At 70.5% G+C, this 20,708-nt stretch carries 19 protein-coding genes and 1 pseudogene; 9 read left to right on the forward strand and 11 right to left on the reverse strand.

The genetic code is table 11. The features are described from left to right. Positions 1 to 11: 11 nt before the first annotated feature. Complete coding sequence (locus tag R2B38_RS47500) at positions 12 to 1,184, reverse strand: alpha/beta hydrolase (RefSeq protein WP_318022424.1); 1,173 nt, start codon at positions 1,182 to 1,184, stop codon at positions 12 to 14. A gap of 63 nt (positions 1,185 to 1,247) precedes the next feature. Continuing rightward, entirely contained in the window at positions 1,248 to 3,932 is a 2,685-nt protein-coding gene (locus R2B38_RS47505) for a LuxR C-terminal-related transcriptional regulator (protein ID WP_318022425.1), read from the reverse strand. Between the two features lie 172 nt (positions 3,933 to 4,104). Here R2B38_RS47505 and R2B38_RS47510 point away from each other — a divergent pair, with 172 nt between their 5' ends. Then, the gene (locus R2B38_RS47510; protein ID WP_318022426.1) at positions 4,105 to 4,818 is read left to right on the forward strand and encodes a class I SAM-dependent methyltransferase; all 714 of its coding nucleotides are present in this window, start codon (positions 4,105 to 4,107) and stop codon (positions 4,816 to 4,818) included. Between the two features lie 43 nt (positions 4,819 to 4,861). Here R2B38_RS47510 and R2B38_RS47515 read toward each other — a convergent pair whose 3' ends face one another. The 4 genes from R2B38_RS47515 to R2B38_RS47530 form a co-directional block, all read right to left on the reverse strand. Then, the gene (locus R2B38_RS47515) at positions 4,862 to 5,623 is read right to left on the reverse strand and encodes an SDR family oxidoreductase (RefSeq protein WP_318022427.1); all 762 of its coding nucleotides are present in this window, start codon (positions 5,621 to 5,623) and stop codon (positions 4,862 to 4,864) included. Positions 5,624 to 5,655: 32 nt separating this feature from the next. Then, positions 5,656 to 6,711 carry an MBL fold metallo-hydrolase gene (locus R2B38_RS47520; RefSeq protein ID WP_318022428.1) on the reverse strand — a complete coding sequence of 352 codons (1,056 nt, stop codon included), beginning with the start codon at positions 6,709 to 6,711 and terminating at the stop codon, positions 5,656 to 5,658. Between the two features lie 81 nt (positions 6,712 to 6,792). Continuing rightward, positions 6,793 to 7,473, reverse strand: coding sequence for an SDR family NAD(P)-dependent oxidoreductase (locus R2B38_RS47525; protein ID WP_318022429.1), 681 nt, complete (start codon positions 7,471 to 7,473; stop codon positions 6,793 to 6,795). 253 nt (positions 7,474 to 7,726) lie between these two features. Then, on the reverse strand, positions 7,727 to 8,389 hold the full coding sequence (locus R2B38_RS47530; RefSeq protein WP_318022430.1) for a ScbR family autoregulator-binding transcription factor: 663 nt from the start codon (positions 8,387 to 8,389) through the stop codon (positions 7,727 to 7,729). A 109-nt stretch (positions 8,390 to 8,498) separates the two neighbouring features. Between R2B38_RS47530 and R2B38_RS47535 the strand changes: the two genes are divergently transcribed. Continuing rightward, entirely contained in the window at positions 8,499 to 9,485 is a 987-nt protein-coding gene (locus R2B38_RS47535; protein ID WP_318022431.1) for an AfsA-related hotdog domain-containing protein, read from the forward strand. A gap of 208 nt (positions 9,486 to 9,693) precedes the next feature. Beyond that, positions 9,694 to 9,885: a DUF6086 family protein gene (locus R2B38_RS47540; protein ID WP_318023081.1), complete on the forward strand. Its 192-nt coding sequence runs from the start codon at positions 9,694 to 9,696 to the stop codon at positions 9,883 to 9,885. A gap of 177 nt (positions 9,886 to 10,062) precedes the next feature. On the opposite strand, the gene R2B38_RS47545 is transcribed toward R2B38_RS47540, so the two are convergent. After that, positions 10,063 to 10,485 carry an OsmC family peroxiredoxin gene (locus R2B38_RS47545; protein WP_318022432.1) on the reverse strand — a complete coding sequence of 141 codons (423 nt, stop codon included), beginning with the start codon at positions 10,483 to 10,485 and terminating at the stop codon, positions 10,063 to 10,065. A gap of 204 nt (positions 10,486 to 10,689) precedes the next feature. Between R2B38_RS47545 and R2B38_RS47550 the strand changes: the two genes are divergently transcribed. Next, complete coding sequence (locus R2B38_RS47550) at positions 10,690 to 12,102, forward strand: family 2B encapsulin nanocompartment shell protein (RefSeq protein WP_318022433.1); 1,413 nt, start codon at positions 10,690 to 10,692, stop codon at positions 12,100 to 12,102. Beyond that, positions 12,099 to 13,427 (forward strand): SufS family cysteine desulfurase, encoded by a 1,329-nt coding sequence (locus R2B38_RS47555; RefSeq protein ID WP_318022434.1) that lies wholly within the window; start codon positions 12,099 to 12,101, stop codon positions 13,425 to 13,427. The genes R2B38_RS47550 and R2B38_RS47555 overlap by 4 nt, the downstream gene beginning before the upstream one ends. 466 nt (positions 13,428 to 13,893) lie before the next feature. Here R2B38_RS47555 and R2B38_RS47560 read toward each other — a convergent pair. After that, positions 13,894 to 13,986: pseudogene (locus R2B38_RS47560) on the reverse strand (LysR family transcriptional regulator); the annotation flags it as partial. A gap of 123 nt (positions 13,987 to 14,109) precedes the next feature. On the opposite strand from R2B38_RS47560, the gene R2B38_RS47565 reads away from it, so the two are divergent. The 4 genes from R2B38_RS47565 (at position 14,110) to R2B38_RS47580 (ending at position 17,447) form a co-directional block, all read left to right on the forward strand. Beyond that, positions 14,110 to 14,319, forward strand: coding sequence for a hypothetical protein (locus R2B38_RS47565; RefSeq protein WP_318022435.1), 210 nt, complete (start codon positions 14,110 to 14,112; stop codon positions 14,317 to 14,319). 874 nt (positions 14,320 to 15,193) lie between these two features. Beyond that, positions 15,194 to 15,808, forward strand: coding sequence for a hypothetical protein (locus tag R2B38_RS47570; RefSeq protein ID WP_318022436.1), 615 nt, complete (start codon positions 15,194 to 15,196; stop codon positions 15,806 to 15,808). Next, positions 15,805 to 16,113: a hypothetical protein gene (locus R2B38_RS47575; protein WP_318022437.1), complete on the forward strand. Its 309-nt coding sequence runs from the start codon at positions 15,805 to 15,807 to the stop codon at positions 16,111 to 16,113. The genes R2B38_RS47570 and R2B38_RS47575 overlap by 4 nt, the downstream gene beginning before the upstream one ends. Positions 16,114 to 16,424: 311 nt before the next feature. Further along, on the forward strand, positions 16,425 to 17,447 hold the full coding sequence (locus tag R2B38_RS47580; RefSeq protein WP_033280953.1) for a DNA-directed RNA polymerase subunit alpha: 1,023 nt from the start codon (positions 16,425 to 16,427) through the stop codon (positions 17,445 to 17,447). A 133-nt stretch (positions 17,448 to 17,580) separates the two neighbouring features. Here the strand turns inward: R2B38_RS47580 and R2B38_RS47585 are convergent, their stop codons facing one another. From R2B38_RS47585 to R2B38_RS47595, 3 genes are all read right to left on the reverse strand, one after another. Next, complete coding sequence (locus R2B38_RS47585; protein WP_318023082.1) at positions 17,581 to 18,156, reverse strand: hypothetical protein; 576 nt, start codon at positions 18,154 to 18,156, stop codon at positions 17,581 to 17,583. 134 nt (positions 18,157 to 18,290) lie between these two features. After that, positions 18,291 to 18,863 carry an RICIN domain-containing protein gene (locus tag R2B38_RS47590; protein ID WP_318022438.1) on the reverse strand — a complete coding sequence of 191 codons (573 nt, stop codon included), beginning with the start codon at positions 18,861 to 18,863 and terminating at the stop codon, positions 18,291 to 18,293. 130 nt (positions 18,864 to 18,993) lie between these two features. After that, positions 18,994 to 20,706, reverse strand: a complete 1,713-nt coding sequence (locus tag R2B38_RS47595; RefSeq protein WP_318022439.1) for an IlvD/Edd family dehydratase — start codon at positions 20,704 to 20,706, stop codon at positions 18,994 to 18,996. Positions 20,707 to 20,708: the final 2 nt, after the last annotated feature.

Raw genomic sequence — 20,708 nt, forward strand, 5'->3', positions numbered from 1 at the left:
CGTCGGCGTCGTCACCGCCGCGCGAGCCGTGCGGACAGGAACTCGCCGGCCCGGTCCAGCGCTACGGCCGCTTCGTCGAGGAGCGGGAGATAGGCCTGGAAGACGTGCGGGACCCGGGGCGTCACCTCCAGCGTGACCTCGACGTCCGCGGCGGCCGCCTGCTGAGCGAGGCGTACGGCGTCGTCGAGGAGGACCTCGTGGCTGCCGACCTGGATGATCAGCGGCGGCAGCGCGGACAGGTCCGCGAAAACAGGGCTGATCAGGCCGAGAGCGGGATCCTGTCCCGCCGTGTAGTCGGTGACCCGGGGTTCGAGGAGCTCCCGGCTCAGCAGCGGGTCGGCCTCGCGCTTGGCGTCGATGCTCGCCCCGGCCAGGGTGAGGTCGGCGTACGGCGACATGACGTACGCCGCGGCGGGCAGGGGCAGCCCGCGGTCACGGGCGTTGACCAGGGTGGCGACGACGAGTCCGCCGCCCGCCGACTCTCCCGCGAGGACGATGTCCGAGGCGGCGATGCCGTCCTTCAGGAGGGCTTCGTAGGTCGCGAGAGCGTCGTCCAGCGCCGCCGGATACGGGTGCTCGGGGGCGAGCCGGTAGTCGACGGAGTAGACCTTGGCGCTGGTCCGGCGGCCGACCTGCGAGGCCAGACCCGCGGCGCCGGCCGCGTCGCCCAGGACGTAGACGCCGCCGTGGAAGTACAGGACGACGTGCCGGGGTTCGACCCCGTCGACCGTGATCGCGGCGACGGGGACACCGCCCAGCGTGGTCGACGTCATCGTCACGTCGGGGGGCAAGGGCTGCGCGGACGTCAACTCACTTAGCAGGCGCCGCTGTTCGGCGACATCACTGCCGACGGGAAGGGCCGACTGACGCAGGATCGCGTCGAGAGTGTCCTGCTGCTCGGTGCTCACGGAACGTTCTCCCTTCGGTGGAGGCTGGTCCGGTCGCACGACCGGCCGGACCGAGAGGTTGTGCGGGGGCCGGACTCTGCGTACTTCGAGGAGGTCGAGGCCGAGTGCCTCGACCTCGGCGAGGACGCCGTAGAGCGCCGAGGCGTCCGGCAGCAGCCCGGTGAGCACGGTCTCGGTGCCCTGCTGCTCGGGCGCGAACGCCGGGAACGCCGTCAGCAGGGTGGGACCGAGGTGGCCGCAGACCCGGATCTGGTACAGGAGGGGGTCATCACCCATGGCCCCATCGTCGTGGGTGGACGGGTGGGTCCGCGTCGCCGGATTCCGGTGATCGTACGGTCCTCAGCCGCGGCCGTTCGACAGGAGCCGCAGCTCACGGCCGCGCTGCACCGCCGAGGACCGGTCACCGGCACCGAGCTTGGCGTAGATGCGTCGGATGTGGGTGTTGACGGTGTTGAGCGAGACCGAGAGTTCGCCGGCGATCTCGGGGCGGGTGAGATTCGTCGGCAGGTAACGCAGGACGCGCAGCTCGCTCGGGCTGAGGGTCTCGGCCGGTACCGACGATGGCCGGTCCGGGCCGCCGGTTCCGCGGACGACGTCGAGGATGTCGGAGACCAGAGCGGCGTGCGACGTCCGCCGCGGCAGGGTCTCCAGCAGTTCCCACGCGCCGGTCATCGCGAAGGGCAGGATCATCCGGTCCGCTTCGGCGAGGTTCAGCGCCTGCTCCACGGCCGTTCCCGCCGCGTGTTTGTCGCCGAGGTCGCGGCAGGCGAGCGCGTCCAGGAGGTGGGCCTCGATCGGGGTGAGGAAGGAGTTGACGGGGGCGGTGCCGTCGAGGACCGGCCGGAGTTCGCGGCGGGCGCCCGCCGGGTCCTGCTCGGCGAGGCGGATCACCGCGGCCGCGGTGCGGATCTCGCCGGTGGCGGACCGCCGTTCGCCGAGGGCGACGAGGGTGGCCCGAGCCTCGTCGAGCATGCCGAGGCGGGCCTGGGTGGCCACCGTCCAGGCGGTCACCCGGGACCAGAGCCCGTGCTCGCCCCTCATGTGTGCCTGCACCTGCTCGGCGGTGGTCAACTCGGCCAGGGTCTCATGGAGTTGACCCCGCGCCGCCGGAAGCATCGCGGAGACCAGATGCACCAGCAGTCGGACGCCGGGCTCGCCCTCGGACTGCGTGGCGCGCCGGGCACGCTCCAGCCACTGCTGCCCCTGCTCGAACTCGCCCGTGCAGATCAGCGTCCCGGCGAAGGAGACCTGCGCGGGGACGATGACCGGCTCGGCGCCCCAGCCGTACCGCTCGGCCAGCGCCAGGGCCTCCTCGCAGCGGCGCCGGACCTGGGCGAACGAACGGTTGCCGGAGGCGAATCCGAGGTGGGCGAGGCAGGCCACCTCCAGATAGGTGCGGCCGATGTCGTGGGCGAGCGCGGCGCCCTCCAGAAGGTGCCGCTGGCTGTCGTCGAGCCGTAGCGACCAGGCCTCGGTGACGCCCAGGTTGAGCAGGGCAAGGGCTCGTAGGTCGCCGGCGAGCGCGACCTCGGTGGTGGACTGGCCGGTGGTCGGGGACGGCAGGGCGTCGGCTTGTTCGAACACGGCGTCGAAGTGCCCGCGCAGCCGGGCCAGCAGCAGGTCCAGGGACGCGATCGCCAGCCGCAGCCGATGCCTGCGGTCGGGTGGGCTCGTGTCGGCGTACGACCTGGCGATGTCGAGATGTGCCTGGGCCTCGTCCAGGCGGTGCTGGTGCAGATCCGCGTTGGCGTGCACGAGGGCCAGCTCGGGGCGTTCCTCGCCGGTGCGGACCGGGAAGGCGTGCAGCAGCGCGACGACGGTTGCGGCCTGTCCGTCCAGGGTGAGGCTGACGGTGTGATCGGCGAGCAGGTGCCCCGCCTCGGCCCAGTCGCCGGCCGCCTGCAGATGCCGGACGGCGTCGGCGGCCTGGGCGTGTTCGGCGAACCAGCGCGCGGACAGCCGATGCAGTTCGGGGATGTTCCCGGGGAGCGTGCGGCGCAGTTCCAGCCGGAGCAGGTCGCCGAACATGTGGTGGTAGCGGAACCAGGTCCGGCCCGGATCGAGGGCGACGACGAACGCGTTGGCGTCCTCCATGTCCAGCAGGACGCGTTCCGAGCCGGTCGCGCCCGTGAGCAGGTCCGCCAGCTCGCCGTTGACGCGGTCGAGCAGCGAGGTGCGCAGCAACAGCCGCTGTACGTGCGGCGGTTGGCGCTCCAGCATCTCGGCCAGCAGGTACTCGGCAACCGTACGGTGGCTGCCGGAGAACTCGGCGACGAACTTCTCGGGATCCGGGTGCCCGGCCAGCGAGAGCACGGCGAGCCGCAGTCCGGCCGCCCAGCCCTCGGTTCGCTGGTGCAGCCTCTCGGCCACGGGGTCGGGCAGCACGATCTTGGTGGCGGTCAGGAGTTCGCGGGTCTCGGCCTCGGTGAAGCGGAGCTGCGCGGCGCGGATCTCGGCGAGTTCACCGGCCAGCCGCAGTTTGTGCAGGCGCAGCGACGGGTCCCGGCGGGTGGCCACGATCGCGTGGACACCCTGGGGAAGGCTGGTCAGCAGCGTGCCCAACTGCTCGACGGCCGCGGCGGATCCGAGCTCGTGGAGGTCGTCGATGACGAGGAAGAAGGGCTTCGGGGACGCGGTGATCTCGGACAGCACCTTGTCCATGACGGCACCGCCGTCGGAACCGGGTGTCACGGCCGAAGACTCGCCCGCACCTTGGCCACCCGCCGCGGCGCGGACCGCGTCCAGCAGAGCGAGCCAGAACAACTGCCCGTCCCGCTGGCCCGGCCGTACGGACACGAACGCGATACGGCGGTCCTGGTCGGGCCGCTCGGCCCACGTGCGCAGCAACGACGTCTTCCCGCTGCCGGCGGGCGCGGAGACCAGTGTCACCTGCTTCTCGGCGGCACGGTCCAGGGCGGCGACGAGGTCACGGCGGGCGATGAGTCCGGGTCGGCCCCGGGTCGCCGAGCGGCCCGCATCCGCTGCGGCCCGTAGGTCAGGGGTCGCGCGATGTCCGTCAGCCACGCGGTCAGCGTAGCCGATGCGCCTCACTGCGTAGTCGATGTCCATCACGGCATCCCGGGTGCCGACCGTCGCCTGCGCGGCAGTGATCCTGGGCATGAGGCGACGGCCGTAGCAAGGTGGTCCGTCGTGTGGAGGTGGCGGCACGCAAACCCGTTCGCATAGCCTCGCGGACATGGCAGATGTGTTTGCGGACGTCCGTCTGCTCGGCCCGCCGGAGACCGACGGCGAGTACATCGCCCTGGGCGAGCGGGAGTTGGTGCACCTGCACGCGTACCCGCGGATCTACGCCGTGCCCGGCCTCTACGAGCATGTCGTCCAGGAGTTGCTCCAGTGCCGGTCGCCTCAGGTCGCCGCAGCGGGCTTCCTGCGCGCGGCTGAGCGCCTCGGGTCGGAGCCGGGCTCGCTGACGGTCCTCGACGTCGGCTCCGGCACGGGGCTGGTCGGCGAACTCGTGCGTGACGGGGGCGTAGCCCAGGTTGTCGGGGTCGACGCGCTGCCGGCCGCGCGCGAGGCGAGTCTGCGTGACCGGCCGGGTGTCTACGCCGACTACGTGGTCGGTAACCTCCTGCGCCCCGACGCACTCCGTGAGGCCCTACGCCCGTACGCGCTCGGCGGGTTGGTGTCGGCAGGAGCGTTCGGCGGCACGCACGCCACCCCGCGGGCGCTCGAGAACGCCCTCACGCTGCTGCCGGCCGGCGCTCCCGTCGCCTTCACGATCGACGAGCGGTGGATGGACGTGTCGGATCCGGACGGGTTCGGCGTGGCGGTCGAGCGCCTGGTGGCCGGCGGGCGTCTCGCGGTGCTGGAACGGACTCGGTTCCAGCACCGCGTGACGACGAGCGGCGAGCCGATCTTCTACGAGCTCGTCGTGGGTCGGACAGGGTGAACAGGGTGAGGTGAACGGCCGTACCGGACCGGCGAGTTGATGGTCACCAGACCTTCATTCCACCGTCGACGACGAGGTCGACACCGGTCACGTACGCGCTCTCGTCGGACGCGAGGAACAGGGCCGCGTTCGCCACGTCCCCGGGTCGGCCCACTCGGCCCAGGAGGGTCCGGCCGAGCATCTGGCGGGAGAAGTCGTCGTTCTCCAACTGCTCGCGGGTGGCCAGGCTTTCGATCAGACCGGGTGAGATCGAGTTCACGCGGATGCCGAACTCGCCGCCCTCCATGGCGAGTTGGCGGGTCATACCGATGACCGCCGCCTTGTTCGTCGTATGGGACAGGGACGGGAAGCCCTTGAAGCCGAGGGAGCCGTTCAGGGAGGCCATGTTCACCACCACGCCCTGGCTGGCCTTCAGTTGGGGCCACGCGGCCCGGGTGAGGTAGAAGACCAGGTCGACCTCGTCGCGGCGCGCGCCGTCCCAGTCCTCGTCGGTGACGTCCTCCAGCCAGTCGAAGTGGGCCCGGGCGGCGAGGTTGAACAGGACGTCGATCCGGCCGAACCGCTCCACCGCGAAGTCGACGAGCCTGGCCGATTCGGCGGGTTCGTCGAGTCGGCACGGTTGCAGCGACACCATCTCGCCGCCCTCGGCGCGCACCAACTCGACCGTCTTTTCCGCCTCTTCGACCGTCACGTCGCACCCGACGACCCGGGCGCCTTCCCGGGCGAACACCAGGGCGGTGGCACGCCCCATGCTCCCGCCGGTACCGGTGACGACGCAGACCTTTCCGGCCAGTCGGCCTGCCATCTCAGTTCCCCTTCTGGCGTGCTGCGCGGTGATCAGGCATGGACCTGCGAGCCCTGGCCGAGGTCGAGGCGGAGCGATTCGAGGATGATGAACGTGGTGCTGGCCGTGTAGACGTCGGCGGCGGCGAGGACGCCGGTGTACTTCTTGATCACCGGGTCGGCGGCGTAGGCGACTTGAGCGGCCTGGTACTCCTTGACCGCGGCCCAGGCGTTGTCGCCGTACTTGGCGAAGTACGGCGTGGGGTCGACCGCCGTCAGCGCCTTCTTGACGTTGTCGACGATGTCGTTCACGTACCGCTGGTAGACGACCATGTCCTGGCGGGTGCCGAGGCGTCCCATGTGACCGCCGATGTAGTGCTTCCACGGGTACGTCATCGCCTTGGCCGGGGCGGCTATGGAGGCGGGCACGTCCTCGTTCAGGTTGAAGCTGTCGAAGGGGACCCAGCCGGGCAGGTTGACGTCGACCAGCATGAGCGTGTCGTGGTCCGGCAGGTGGATGTAGATGTTGTCGGGCGAGTGGTTGGTGCCGTGCCACGCCAGGTCGATGCGCTCGCCGCCCACGCGCAGCGTGTAGCGGTTCTCGAACGTCACGTCGGGCAGCGGCCGGGTCGGGTCGTTGTCGCGTGCCAGCAGCCGCCTGTTCTCGGCGTGCCCGATCCGCACCACGTGCCGGCCGAACAACGACGAGGCCCCGAGGTGGTCGGCGTGGTGGTGGGAGTAGATCAGGTGGGTCACTCTGTTCGAGACGCCGTTGGCGGCAGCGATCTCGTCGATGGCCCGCTGGAGGTTGTGCCCGATGGTGGGCGGCGCGTCGAACAGCACGACACCCTCACGGGTCGTCAGGAACGCGGCCTGGTACGTGCCGTCGGTCACCCAGTACAGGTTCCGCTCGACCCGACCGACGTAGTAGCCCTGCGAGTTGACGGCGGGGCCGAGCGCGGACGGCGGGATGGGCGCGTAGTCGGGCAGTGTGGAAGCGGCGGCGGACGCCTGGTCGGCGAAAGCGCCGTCGGCGAGCGCGGCGACCGTGGGGACGGCCGCCAGGACCGCGCTGCGGGCGAGGAAGGATCGGCGGTTCGTCGATGACATGGTGGTTCCCTTCGGGCGGGGGTAAGGCGCGTACGGGGATGGAGATTCACGGGGGCGTGCAGGGTGTGGGACCTGTCCGGGCTACGCGCCGTAGGCCGGCACGATCGCTCCGCTGATGTCCGCGGCGAGGTCACCGGCGAGGAAGGCGATGACGTTCGCGATCGCCTCCGGCGCGACGGCGTGGGCCAGCGCCTCCGGAGGGAGCACGGCCCGGTTCTTGGCCGTGTCGAGGAGTTGCGGCGCGACGGCGTTCACGCGGATGCCGTGCGGGCGCAGTTCCAGGTCGAGGATGCGGACGAGGTGGTTGAGCGCCGCCTTGCCGAGGCTGTAGGCGGCCATACCGGCGGTCGGCTCGCTCGCCGGCCGGGCGGACACGTGCACGATGGCGCCCCCGCCGCGTCGGCGCATGTACGGCGCCACGGCCTGGCTCAGCCACAGTGCGGCGCCGAGGTTGACGTCCAGCATGACCCGCAGGTCGTCGGGGGTCGCGGCGAGCACGTCTCCCGGACGGAACGCGCCGAGGGTGTTCACCAGCACCTCGGGAGGTCCGGACTCGGTGGCGATCCGGTCCAGGACGCTCCTGGCGACGGCCGGGTCGGTCGCGTCGCCGACCTCCCGGCTGATGCCGTCGGGCAGTTGCTCCAGCGCCTTCTCCGTACGGTCGACCGCGGTCACGCTGAATCCGGCGTCCGCGAGTACCACCGCGGTGGCAAGACCCAGGCCACCGCCCGCACCGACCACCACCGCCACACGCTCACTCATGAGACCGCCTCCTTGCCTGGCGTTGCCGAGGTCCCTGCACGTCAGGTTCGCCGCAGGGCAGGTGAGCGGTCCTCACCGGATTCCGGTGATCTGCGGGAGGCGGGCGGGGCGTGCCGGCGGAGGGGCGCGGAGAGAAAGGGGAGCTGCGGCGTCTTGAACTCGCGCCGCCGGTAGGGATGTCAAGCGGGTGACCGTGCACTTCGGGGGCGGCATCGCCTCGGTCAGGCGACTCCCAGTCGGATCGCGCGCCCTTTCATCTCACACTCGGCGCGGGCCACACCCGAGTAGTCCCCAACAACTTCCTGGCCCCGTGCAGGCACTTCGCCGGATCCGTCGGCGCCGCCTGCAGCCCCGGCAGGAGCAGCATCCACAGGTCGCTCACCGCGTCCTCGATGTTGCGGCGGTCGTCCAGTGCGTCGGAGACGGTGTGCACCCCGAAGAAGCTGGAGACGAGGACGCGGGCGGCGCGCTCGACGTCGGCTCCAGGGGCGAGTTCCCCCGCTTCCTCGGCGGCGGCCAGCATGCGGGCGGCCGCGTCGATCCAGCCCACGAAGGGCCGGGGCAGGGAGACGGGGATGCTCCTGCGCTCGCTCCAGAGTCGGTTGCCGGCGCGGACGATCACGTTGTCGCGGAATTCCCGGGCCACGGCGAGGCTCAGGCCCACCAGCCGGTCGAGTACCGGACCCTCCTGGGATTCCCAACGCTCCACATATCGCGGCCATTCGGCGAAATGGGCTTCCAGGACACCCCGGGCCAGCCCTTCCTTGCTGCCGAAATGGAAATAGATCGCCCCGCTGGTGTACCCGCTCGTACGCGCCACGTCGCTGATGCTCGCACCGACGTACCCATGCTGTTCGAACAGCACCGCGGCCGTCGCCAGAACAGCCCGTCGGGTGGCTTCCGCACGTTCCTGCATATTCTCGGTCGTCCCTGTCCTGCGTGCCGGATCGTCTTTTCCGGTGAATCTAGCCGACAGGCCGCCGTTTCCCGTACCGATGCCGGAGAACCATAGCTTCTATTATTTTATGACTGAATCACCTTCTCTCGCGCGGCCCGAAGCCGACCCGGAAGAGCTGACGCTGAGCTGGGACAGCTGTGTGTCCAGGACCCTCGTACACCGGAACGCGGTCGCCGAAGTCCTGCTGACCGATGCCCGAGCGCTGCCGGACGGCCGATTCCTCCTCGCGGCTCAGTGGCCGCGTTCGTACGCCACATCCGCCACGTCCGATATCACCTCCACCTCCACCTCCGGTTCTGGTTCTGGTTCCGGTTCCGGTTCCGGCGAGCGGCACGATCCGATGCTCGCCGCCGAGACCATCCGCCAGGTCGGCCTGTACATCTGTCAGCGCTTCCTCGGCGCCCCGAGCACGAGCAGGCCCGTCATCAGAAGCGTCGGCTTCCAGCTCGACAACAGCGCGGAACCGGTGGTCGGTTACGGCGCCACCGACGTGCTGTGCCGGGCCGAGGTGCACGACGTACGCCACGTCGACGCCGTTCCCTGGCCGGTCGCGCTGAACGTGCGGATCCAATTCTCCGCCGCCGGGCGGGAGTTCGGCTCGGCCTTCGGACGCGTCCGCGTGCTGTCCGAGGAGGAGTACGAGACGTTCCGCGGCCCGAACGCCGCCACCGGACCCGTCCCGGACAACGTGCACCGGCGCCCCTCGCACATCGAGGTGTCGGCCCCTTCCCCCGGCGACGTGATGCTCGTCCGCGACCCTTCCGGAATGTTGCTGGTGGCACCCGCCGACCTCCGCCACCCACGCTTCTTCGATCACCCCAGCGACCACGTCCCCGGCATGGTCCTCCTGGAAGCGGCCCGGCAGGCGGCCTGCCTGGCAGGAGCCTCCCCGGGCCGGCTGAACGGATGCCACATGCGGGCCCTGCGCTTCACCGAGTGGAACGCACCCGTCCATGTCGAGTGCGTACCGGCCGAGGACGGCTGGGCCTTCCAGATCACCCAGGGCGGCGATACGACCGCGTCCGGCACGCTGTCGTTCGCGGCGAAGGGGTAACTCACCGTCAGGGTCGCGACCTCACGTTCACCCCGTTCGACAGCTCCGCGCCTCCTCACCCGTTGACGGCCCGCGATGGACGCCTGCCCGCTCGAAGGACAGGCGCCCATCGCAAGCAGCAGGCACCGAAATACCCAAGTGCCCTCTACCCACCCGATCCTCCAGTCTCCGCCGAGGGGCTGCTGAGCAGGGGGGATCGACAATGAGCATGTACTTCGACGCCGGCGACGAGACGCTCTGGAATCCGTCGAACGGTGCGGGGCGCCTCTTCCTGCGGCAACTTGAGCTATTCGAGGCAGAGTTGAAACTGCCCTCGGGGATCGGCCAAGGCAAGCACTGGGGTGACCGGACACACTCGAGGTCGAACCAGCCGCCTTCGCCGAATTCACACACGCCCTGATCGCCCGGCACTGCCGGACAGGGCACCCCGTGATCCTCATCGGTGATCACGGCCGCCGCGACACGCAGGTCCCCGGCAACCCCAGGACGGCGTCACCCGCCGTCGTCACCGCACTGGACACCCGGAACCAGCCTGCCGTTTCCACCTCACGCCGGCCCCTCACGATCCCGGTCGCGATCAGACCAGCACCGTCTGCACATTCGACGGAATCGCGCTCAACGCCTTGCTGACGGGGCAGCGTTGCTCCGCTGTCGCGGCGGCCCGGCGCAGTTCCTCCTCGGTGATTCCCGGCACGGCCGCCTCGACCCTGATGGTGATGAGCGTGAATCCGGTGCCGACACTCAGGGTCGCGTCGCATTCCGTGGTCACGCTGCTCGGCGGGGTCCCGGCCTCCGTGAGGACGTGGGACAGCATCATCGTGAAGCAGGCTCCCTGAGCGGCGGCGATCAGCTCCTCGGGGGACGTCTGCCGCTGGGGCGGGATCGGGCTGAGGGGGTAGCGCAGATCCGGGGAGGCCGCGCCCGAGCCGAAACTCATCCGACCGACGCCCTCGTTCAGGGGGCCTTCCCAGTGGGTCCGGGTATTTCCGGTGATCTCCATCAAGTCTCCTGTGTGCCGTGCGAATGAATGATGGCGCGCGAAGCGGAATCGGCGCCGAACAGTCGGACGAATAAGGGGAGTTGAACCATTTTCCCGTGCTCATCGTGAACATAACGATCGTTTCGGTCAAGTCCCCGAATTGATTAATTTAAGAGGCCGACGACCGGGGAATTCAGGGTGTGAGAATTCCAGGAAGGGATCATCGTGAGTGAACGGACCGTCGACGACGGCACCCAGCCCACCACCCCGGCCGCCACCAGCCTCGGCACCCGTGCCGCCCGTTCCATCGCCACCACCACCAAGACCCCGGCGCAACTCTCGCTGACCACCCCGCGCTGGCTGCTCGAACTCCTCCCCTGGGTAGAGGTGGAAGCCGGTACCTACCGGGTCAACCGCTGCGTCGCCTACGCCGTGGGCGACGGCCGGATCACCCTCCTCCCGGGCGCCGACGGCAGCCGGATCATGGCCGAGGACATGCGTGAACTCCTCGCCCTGCGCGAGGTGATGGACCTGCGTCTGCTGGAGGAGGTCGCGGGCGCGTTCCGCACGAAGCACGTCATCGCCGGTACGACGCTGGCCGAGGCGGGCAGGCCGGCCGACGGTCTGTACGTCGTGGCGCACGGCCAGCTGGAGAAGCGCGGCACCGGGCACTACGGCGAGCCGACGGTGCTCGGGATCATGGGCGAGGAGGAGTTCTTCGACGAGGAGGCGGCCCTCCGCGGCGGCGACTGGCCGTACACGGTGGTCGCTCTGACCAACAGCACCCTGCTCGTCCTGGACCCGGACCGGCTACGGCAGTTGGAGGACGAGCACCCCGAACTCGCCCGCGCCTTCGACCGGTTCAGGGACGGCGGGGAGTCCGGCGGCGCGGGGACACCGGCCGTCGCGTCGGGGCATCACGGCGAGGCGGAGCTGCCCGAGACCTTCGTGGACTACGACCCTCAGCCGCGCGAGCACGAACTCGCCGTGGCCCAGACCGTGTTGAGGATGCACTCCCGCGTCTCCGACCTCTACAACGTGCCGCTGAACCAGCACGAGGAACAGCTGCGCCTGACCGTCGAGTTGATCCTGGAGCAGCAGGAGCGCGAGCTGCTGAACGACCCGGAGTTCGGACTCCTCAGCAACGTCGCCCCGGCCTTCCGCGTCCGCTCCCGCACCGGCCCACCGACCCCCGACGACCTCGACGAACTCCTCACCGTCGTATGGAAACAGCCCGCGTTCTTCCTCGCCCACCCGCGCGCGATCGGCGCGTTCGGCCGCGAATGTACGCGCCGGGGTGTGCCCCCGGCGATCTTCGAGATGTACGGCAGTCCGTTCCTGAGCTGGCGCGGTGTCCCCCTCGTGCCCACCGACAAGATCCCGGTCGACCCGGTGGAGTCCACGTCGACCATCCTGCTGCTGCGGGTCGGTGAGGAGAACCGCGGTGTCGTGGGCCTGCGCCCGGACCGGCTTCCCCACGAGCACGCCCCGGGTATCGCGGTCGAGCCGATGGGCCTGGACCGGCGGGCCGTGGCCTCACACCTCGTCAGCTCCTATTTCTCCGCCGCCGTACTCGTCGACGACGCGATCGGCATGCTGGAGCAGGTCCAGGTCGCCCACTACCACCAGTACGCATGAGCGCGGCCCACCCCAATTCGACGGGCGCCCGGTACTGGCTGGACCGGGCCGGAGCAGCCGCGCCCCACCCGTCGGCCTTCCCCGTACACCATGTACGCGCCGACTTCCCCGCCCTCTCCCGCACCGTCGACGGCCGCCCGCTCGTCTGGCTCGACAGCGCCGCCACCGCCCACAAGCCCCGCCAAGTCATCGACGCCGTAAGCGACTTCTACGCCCACCACAACTCCAACGTGCACCGGGGCGCGCACACCCTCGCCCGTGAGGCCACCACCCTGTTGGAGAGCGCGCGACGCCGGATCGCGGGTTTCATCGGCGCCGGCCGGGCCGAGGAGATCGTCTTCTTACGGGGCGCCACCGAAGGCATCAACCTGGTCGCCCAGACCTGGGGCCGCACGCGTGTCGGCGCCGGCGACGAGATCGTCCTCACCACCCTCGAACACCACGCCAACATCGTCCCCTGGCAGATGCTGTGCGCCGAGAAGGGCGCCCGGCTGCGGATCGTCCCCCTCCACGACGACGGCACCGTGGACCTCGCGGCCTACGACGCCCTCCTCGGCCCCCGCACCCGGATCGTCGCCCTCGCTCACGTCTCCAATGTGCTCGGCACCGTCCTCCCCGTACGCGCGATGGCCGACGCCGCCCACGCGCACGGCGCGGTCGTCCTCGTCGACGGCGCCCAGGCCGTCCCCCATCTACGCGTCGACGTAGGCGAGTTGGGCGCCGACTTCTACGTCCTGTCCGGCCACAAGCTCTTCGGCCCGACCGGAATCGGTGTCCTGTACGGCCGTTCGGAGCTCCTGGAGGAGATGCCGCCCTGGCAGGGCGGCGGCTCGATGATCACCTCCGTCAGCTTCGAGCACACCCAATACGCCCCACCTCCACAGAAGTTCGAGGCGGGCACCGGCCACATCGCCGGCGCGATCGGACTCAGTGCCGCCGTCGACTACCTGGAATCCATCGGCCTGGCCGCGGCCCACGCCCACGAGACGGCGCTCGTCGCGTACGCCCGGCACCGGCTCGCCGACGACGTGCCGGGCCTGCGCCTGCTCGGCCCCTCGAACGGGGTCGGCGTCACGGCCTTCACGATCGACGGCACCGACCCGGCCCAGATCGCCAAGACGCTGGACGCCGTCGGCATCGCGGTCCGCGCCGGCCACCACTGCGCCCAGCCCGTCCTACGGCGCTACGGCCTCACCGCCGCCGTCCGCCCCTCCTTCGCCTTCTACAACACCCACGACGAAATCGACCAGCTCGTACGGGAGTTGAGCCATGACCGGGAAGGCCGAGCGGCTGCTCTCACACGCTCCCGGGGAGGCCGACCATGACGTCACCTCAAACCACTGCACGCCTGCTCATGATCATGCCGGAGCCCGTATCGGGACTCGGCCCCGTGCGAAGAGCGGGCGCGGTCCTCGCGGCCGAGAGTCTTGGACCGGAGGTGCTGACGAGGAGCCGCGCCCAACGGGCAGTGGTGCGGGAGGAGTTGGCGAAGCTCTGTCCACCAGGGCCCGGGATCCGTGATCCGGACAGCCGCGCGCAGGACGACTTCTTCGGAGTGCGGCGCACCTTGTCGCAAGAACCTGCCGGAAGCCGAGTGGCGGGTCCTGTTCACGGGCGCCGGCGTGCTGTTCGGCGACGGCGATGACGGCCTCGGGCCGGTGCCGGAGGTCGGGCCTACGAGCGGAGACCGGACAACGGCACTACGCCGATGGCGATGGGGCCACCGGCTGTTCTTCGTGGTGACGCAGGGGATCGTCTCGGCGCTGTCGGCGGCGGCGCTTCGGTTCACGGCGGGGGCTGGGCCATGCCCAGGCGCTCCGCGGCGCGGCCGAAACGCAGCTCCTCGGCGACCGCGACGAAGTAGGCGAGTTCGCGGGTCTCCAGACGATCCGTACCTCCAGGGTGTCCATCCTTGCCAGAACGCTCATGGCTCGCGCCCGCGCCCGGTGATCCACTCGGATCAGGAGCCGTAGCCCGCATCAGGAACACGAAGGGAACGTGCGAAGCATGAGCGACGAGTGCAAGGTCCAGGATGTCCTGGCCCGCTATGTCCGCGCCACCGACCGCCCGCGCGACGCCAGGAGCCAGGGCACTCTCTTCACCGACGACGCGACCGCGCAGATCTTCGCCAAGACCGGCCCCGACGGCTACGAGCCGGTCGGCGTGCCGATCGTCGGCGGTCCGGGCGTGCGGTACGCGGTCGACAACGGGCGTTGAGTTCCGTGATGTCGAGTTGCCGGACCGAGTACGGGCCCAATCGCACGCGCCTGAAGGGTTGTTGACCGGCCTGGTGTGTGACGACCCGGCCGCGGCCGACGCGCTCGCGCGGTTGCCGGCGCGCGAGACCGACCCGTCGCACGGCCGGATCCTGGTCGGCGGGACCGATCCCGCCGCGCTTCCGCGAGACGTCCTGCACGCCACCGTGCTGGTCTCGCCGCACGAGGCGGCCCTGCTGCCCGGGACGGTCGCCGAGAACCTGACCCGCTCACCGAGGACCGCAACGCCCTGTCCGAAGCGGCCTGGGCCTCCATCGCGGACCAGGTCGTCGCCGCGACACCGCAGGGCGCGCACACCTCGGTCGGCGACCGGGGCGAACTGCTCTCCGGCGGTCAGCGCCGGCGCGTCGCACTCGGACGGGCGCTCGCGGCCCGGCCGCCGGTACCGGTCCCGCTCGAACGGACCACCGCCGTGGACACGGTGCCGGAGGACGCGATCGCCGCGCGCGTTCGCGGGGCGAGGGTGGGCCGTACGACGCTCGTCGTCACCAACAGCCCCGCGTGGCTGGCGCGTTGCGATCATGTCGTCCACATGTCCGCGAGGGGCAGTCGGATTCCGGATGCCGATCCGACACCCCCACGCCCTGGATCGACTACACCGAACACCGGTCCGACACCCGCCCGCCCCAGGACGACCGCACCACACATCGGTCCATCTCCCGTGCCCGGCACGTCTGTTGCTCCGAGCACCGGGCCAACTCCCGCGCGCCCCAACACCCTCAGGACCGCCACACGATGACCACCACACCCACCGCCCATCAGCCCCTCACGCCTGCGCCGGTGCTGCCGGGTGGAAGGCGGCCTCGGCGGAGGCGATGACGTACGAACTGCGCGCCACGCACGGGACAACAAGGTTCTACGGCCGGCTCAACGGCGCCGAGCTCCTCGGCCTGAGCGCGGTGTTGGTCGCCGCGTACGTCCTCGTGCACGCGAGGCTGGCCGACGTGGGCGCCGCGACCACGGCCGCGCTGTTCTTCGTGGGGCCGTTCGACCCCGTCAACATGACGCTCGGCAGGCTTCGGCAGTGTGCGGCAGGCGGCGGCCGGCCTCGCCAGGATCGTCGGCGTCACGCTCGGCGCACCCGCACCGGACGAACGTCCGGCGGTCCCGGCACGGCACTTGTCGTGCAGGACGTCCATCACCGCTACGGCACCGGCCCCGACGTGCTGCACGGCGTCCGGCTCGAACTGCCCGCCGGGCAGCGGCTGGCGATCGTCAGCGCCACGGGGTCGGGCAAGTCCACGCCGGCGACCGGTGCGCCGGACGGTCGGCGCCGGATCATGCTGGTGACCCAGGACCACCACCTGTTCCTCGGGACCGTCGCGGACAACCTGCGGCTCGCCCGCCGTGACGCCTCGCCGTCGGACCTCACCGCCGCGCTCGCCGCCTTGGCCGCGACGGGGTGGATCGACGCGCTCCGGGCGGCGTGAACACCCCGGTCGGCACCGGAGGCGTCGATCTCGCCCCGCGCCAGGTACAGCAACTCGCCCTGGCCCGCGTCTTGTTGCTCGACCCCGAGGTGGTCGTCATGGACGAGGCCACGGCAGAGGGCGGCAGCGGCACCGCCCAGGCCCTTGACCGGGCGCCCCTCGGCGACCTCGTGGTGGTGATGGACGACGGCAGGGTCGCAGAGCGGGGACGCCCCGACGAGCTGCGGTCTGCGGTCTGCGGTCTGCGGTCTGCGGGCAGGGGCTACGCCCGGCTGTGGGCAGCCGGGGAACGCTGCACCGGATGACCGGGGGCCATCGCCCGTCCCGCCCGGCTCCGCACGCCCCCTACGACCCCTACGACCCCGCACTGACCGATGCGATCTTGGAGCCGCATATACTCCATGACCACGACATCAGCCGACCCTGACCTCACATCCCTGGAAACGGTTGTGGGTGGGGGCGGCGGGCGGAAGCAAACGGCCCAAAGTCTCCCCGCCGGGTCGGGGAGACGGGCGGTTCGGCCACGGCGAAGACCGTATCGCCCGTACCGCCCCGTAGGCTTCGTGGTGTCTACGGCGTCACATAGCGGGCGCCAAACCACTGGAGGCAACACCGCATGCTGATCGCTCAGCGCCCCTCGTTGACCGAAGAGGTCGTCGACGAGTTCCGCTCCCGGTTCGTGATCGAGCCGCTGGAGCCGGGCTTCGGCTACACCCTTGGCAACTCCCTGCGCCGTACGCTCCTCTCCTCGATCCCGGGTGCGGCGGTCACGTCCATCCGCATCGACGGAGTGCTGCACGAGTTCACCACCGTGCCGGGCGTCAAGGAGGACGTCACCGACCTGATCCTCAACATCAAGCAGCTCGTCGTCAGCAGTGAGCAGGACGAGCCTGTCGTGATGTACCTGCGCAAGCAGGGTCCGGGTCTGGTCACCGCCGCCGACATCGCGCCCCCGGCCGGTGTCGAGGTGCACAACCCCGATCTCGTCCTCGCCACGCTCAACGGCAAGGGCAAGCTGGAGATGGAGCTGACCGTCGAGCGCGGTCGCGGTTACGTCTCCGCCGTGCAGAACAAGCAGGTCGGTCAGGAGATCGGGCGTATCCCGGTCGACTCGATCTACTCGCCCGTGCTCAAGGTCACGTACAAGGTCGAGGCGACCCGTGTCGAGCAGCGCACCGACTTCGACAAGCTGATCGTCGACGTCGAGACCAAGCAGGCCATGCGTCCCCGTGACGCCATGGCGTCCGCCGGAAAGACCCTGGTGGAGCTGTTCGGTCTGGCGCGTGAGCTCAACATCGACGCAGAGGGCATCGACATGGGCCCGTCCCCCACGGACGCCGCCCTTGCCGCCGATCTCGCCCTGCCGATCGAGGAGCTGGAGCTCACCGTTCGGTCGTACAACTGCCTCAAGCGCGAGGGCGTCCACTCGGTGGGCGAGCTCCTGGCGCGTTCCGAGGCCGACCTGATGGACATCCGCAACTTCGGTGCGAAGTCCATCGACGAGGTCAAGGAGAAGCTGGCCGGCATGGGCCTCGGCCTGAAGGACAGCCCTCCCGGACTGAACCTCTCCGCCGCCGCCGACACCTACGGTGCCGACGACGACGTGGACGCCGGTTTCGTGGAGACCGAGCAGTACTGATGCCGCGCTGCGCCGGCCTTGGTGACACTCCGCGGACGGGGACAGGACAGCTCCACACTGTTCCCGGCCCGGCGGGAAACCTCGGCCGGCTCCGCGCCGGCGCGGACCGTGGCGGGGCTTTCGAACGTCCCGTTCAGGGCTCGGGAGTCCATTCCACCGGCGGGGGCGTACGGCTGTAGCGGGCTCCCCTGGTGCCGAAGTGCGCGAGGTGGAGCGTCTCACCGTCGATCTCGAGTTCGGCCGGCGGCGGGTTGGGGACGGACATCCTCGGGTGGGCGTAGGGGTGGCCCTCGATGAAGAGCGGCACCCGGTTGCTGTTCCGGCCGTCCGCCCAGCTCTGGGCCCGCTCGCGCGTCCACGGGTTCTGCAGGGTGCGCGGAGCGGCCGGGTCGTGCCGGTAGCCGTTGAGGCCGCGGACGAGTGCCTCGCTGTAGACACCCTTGACCCGGAAGTTCTCCAGATCGTCCGCACGCACGACCATGGTGACGTACCGGCGGCTGTTCCCCCGGTGCCGGCCCACCGCGGGCCAGCGACCCCAGCCGGGGTCCCAGACGACGGGCGGGATCCACAGCAGGGCACCTGTGCGGAAGTGCTTCGTGCCGTGCTGGATTTCCAGGCCGGCCTCGCCGTGCGCGGTCTCCCGCGCCACGTTGGCCACCAGGCACCAGCCCAACAGGCCGTCCGGTGTCTCTTCTTCGCTGGGTTCCATGTCCGCCACGCCGAGAACTTTCCGGCACGGGACGGGGCACGGGCAAAGCGTTTGTCGGCTGAGCCGACCGGAGCGAACCGCGTTCGCCTGATCAGGCCTGCCGAACGGTGCTCGGCAGGCCTGTCGGCAACGGCCTAGCTCACGGTCCACACCTGGGCCGCGGCCGGGTGCGCGTCGTCGCAACTCCATTGCATGAGCTGGCTGCCGGTGCTGCTGACCGTGTCGAGGCACAGACTGGTGCCCGCGTGCCTGAACTTCGCGCCGACCTTCTGGTCGACGATCGCGGCGGTCTCGACCCACTGTTCCGACGCCAGCCCGTCGCAGAGGTACTCGTCGACGGCCTCTCCTGGAACGCTGGTGCCGTTGTTGACCTCGGCGCAGTACCCGCTCGCCTGATTCACGAGGTAGTAGGTGTCCGCAGCGCCGGTCGAGACGAACGCCCAGTTCTGGGTGCTGGAACCGTTGCAGTTGGCCAGCTGGAGTCTGACGTTGAGTACCCCGCCCGGCGCGTCCACGCATTGGGCGTAGGCCATGTTCTTGATCGTGTGATAGCTGCTCGCGGCCGCCGCCGCCGCGACGCGGGCGGAGACGCCCGGCGTCGAGTCCGCGGTCGGCGCGGCGGCACTCGCCCCCGTCGCCAGCGTGACCATGCCCGCGCAGCTCACGAACGTCGCTGCCAGAACAGTGATCCTGTTTCGCACCTTCATCGTCGTGACTCCCATGACTTGTCGACCGGAACCCGATATCGCCTCTTTCGTGGACAGCGTGTTCCGCCGACAGCGCCCCGTCGCCCCCTGTTCCGCTCAGCGGACCCGCCACCGCTGACGGGACGTCGTGTCAGTGCGATTCACGGCTGACCTCCGACCCGCTGGATCCGACGAGGAAGTCGAGGTCGGCGCCGGTGTCGGCCTGCAGCACGTGGTCCACGTAGAGCCGTTCCCAGCCGCGCTTCGGTGCGGCGAAGCCGGTGACGGTGGCCAAGTCGGGTGTCCTGCGCGCCAGTTCGGCGTCCGGTACGTCGACGTCGAGGCGGCGGGCCGCCACGTCCAGGATGATGAAGTCGCCGGTGCGCACGAGGCCGAGCGGTCCGCCGGCCGCGGCCTCCGGCGCCACGTGCAGGACGACCGTGCCGTACGCCGTGCCGCTCATCCGGCCGTCGCAGACGCGGACCATGTCCCGGACACCCTGTTCGAGGAGCTTCTTCGGCAACGGCATGTTCGAGACCTCGGGCATGCCGGGATACCCCTTGGGGCCGCAGCCGCGCAGGACGAGGACCGAGTCGGCGTCGACGTCGAGGTCCGGGTCGTCGACGCGGGCGTGGAAGTCCTCGATGCTGTCGAAGACCACCGCCCGGCCACGGTGCCGCAGCAGGTGGGCCGAGGCCGCCGCGGGTTTGACGAGTGCCCCGGAGGGGGCGAGGTTTCCGCGCAGTACGGCGATGCCGCCCTCGGCGACGAGCGGTTCGGCGCGGGTGCGGATCACCTCGGGGTCCCAGATCGGGGCGTCGTCAAGGTAGGTGACCAGGGGCTCGCCCGTGACGGTCAGGGCGTCCGGGTCGAGCAGGTCGCGGACCTCGCGCAACACGGCGAGCAGGCCTCCGGCGCGGTGGAGGTCGTCCATGAGGAAGCGGCCGGCCGGCTGAAGGTCCACGAGGACCGGCACGCGCGAGCCGATGCGGTCGAAGTCGTCGAGGGTCAGGTCGACGCCGAGCCGTCCGGCGATCGCGAGCAGGTGGACGACCGCGTTGGTCGACCCGCCGACCGCGGCCAGCGCGACGATCGCGTTGTGGAAGGACGCCTTGGAGAGGAAGGTGCTGGGGCGCCGGTCCTCCGCCACCATGTCCACCACCAGCCGGCCGGTCTCATGGGCGGCCGCCGGCAGCCGGCTGTCGACGGCGGGGGTGCCCGCCACCCCGGGGACGACCGTGCCCAGGGCCTCCGCCACGACGGCCATCGTCGACGCCGTGCCCATCGTGTTGCAGTGCCCCCGGCTGCGGATCATCGACGACTCGGACCGGGTGAAGTCCTCCTGGGAGAGCGTGCCGGCCCGGACCTCCTCCGACAGCCGCCACACGTCGGTGCCGCAGCCCAGCGGCGCACCGCGGAAGGTCCCGGTCAGCATCGGTCCCCCGGGCACCACGACAGCGGGCAGGTCCACCGACGCGGCGGCCATCAGCAGCGAGGGGATCGTCTTGTCGCAGCCGCCCAACAGGACAACACCGTCAAGGGGGTTGGCCCGCAGCATCTCCTCCGTGGCCATCGCCGCCATGTTCCGCCAGAGCATCGCCGTGGGCCGCACCTGGGTCTCCCCCAGCGACACCACGGGCAGGTCCAGCGGGACACCGCCCGCCTCGTACACCCCGTTGCGCACCGAGGCGGCCACCTCATTCAGGTGCGCGTTACAAGGGGTCAGGTCCGAGGCGGTGTTGGCGATGGCGATCTGCGGGCGTCCGGTGAAGGCGCTGTCCGGAACACCGCGTCGCATCCACGCCCGGTGGATGTAGGCGTTGCGGTCCTGGCCCTCGTACCACTGCGCACTGCGGAGACTCACCA

The sequence above is a fragment of the Streptomyces sp. N50 genome (genome assembly GCF_033335955.1).
GTDB lineage: Bacteria > Actinomycetota > Actinomycetes > Streptomycetales > Streptomycetaceae > Streptomyces.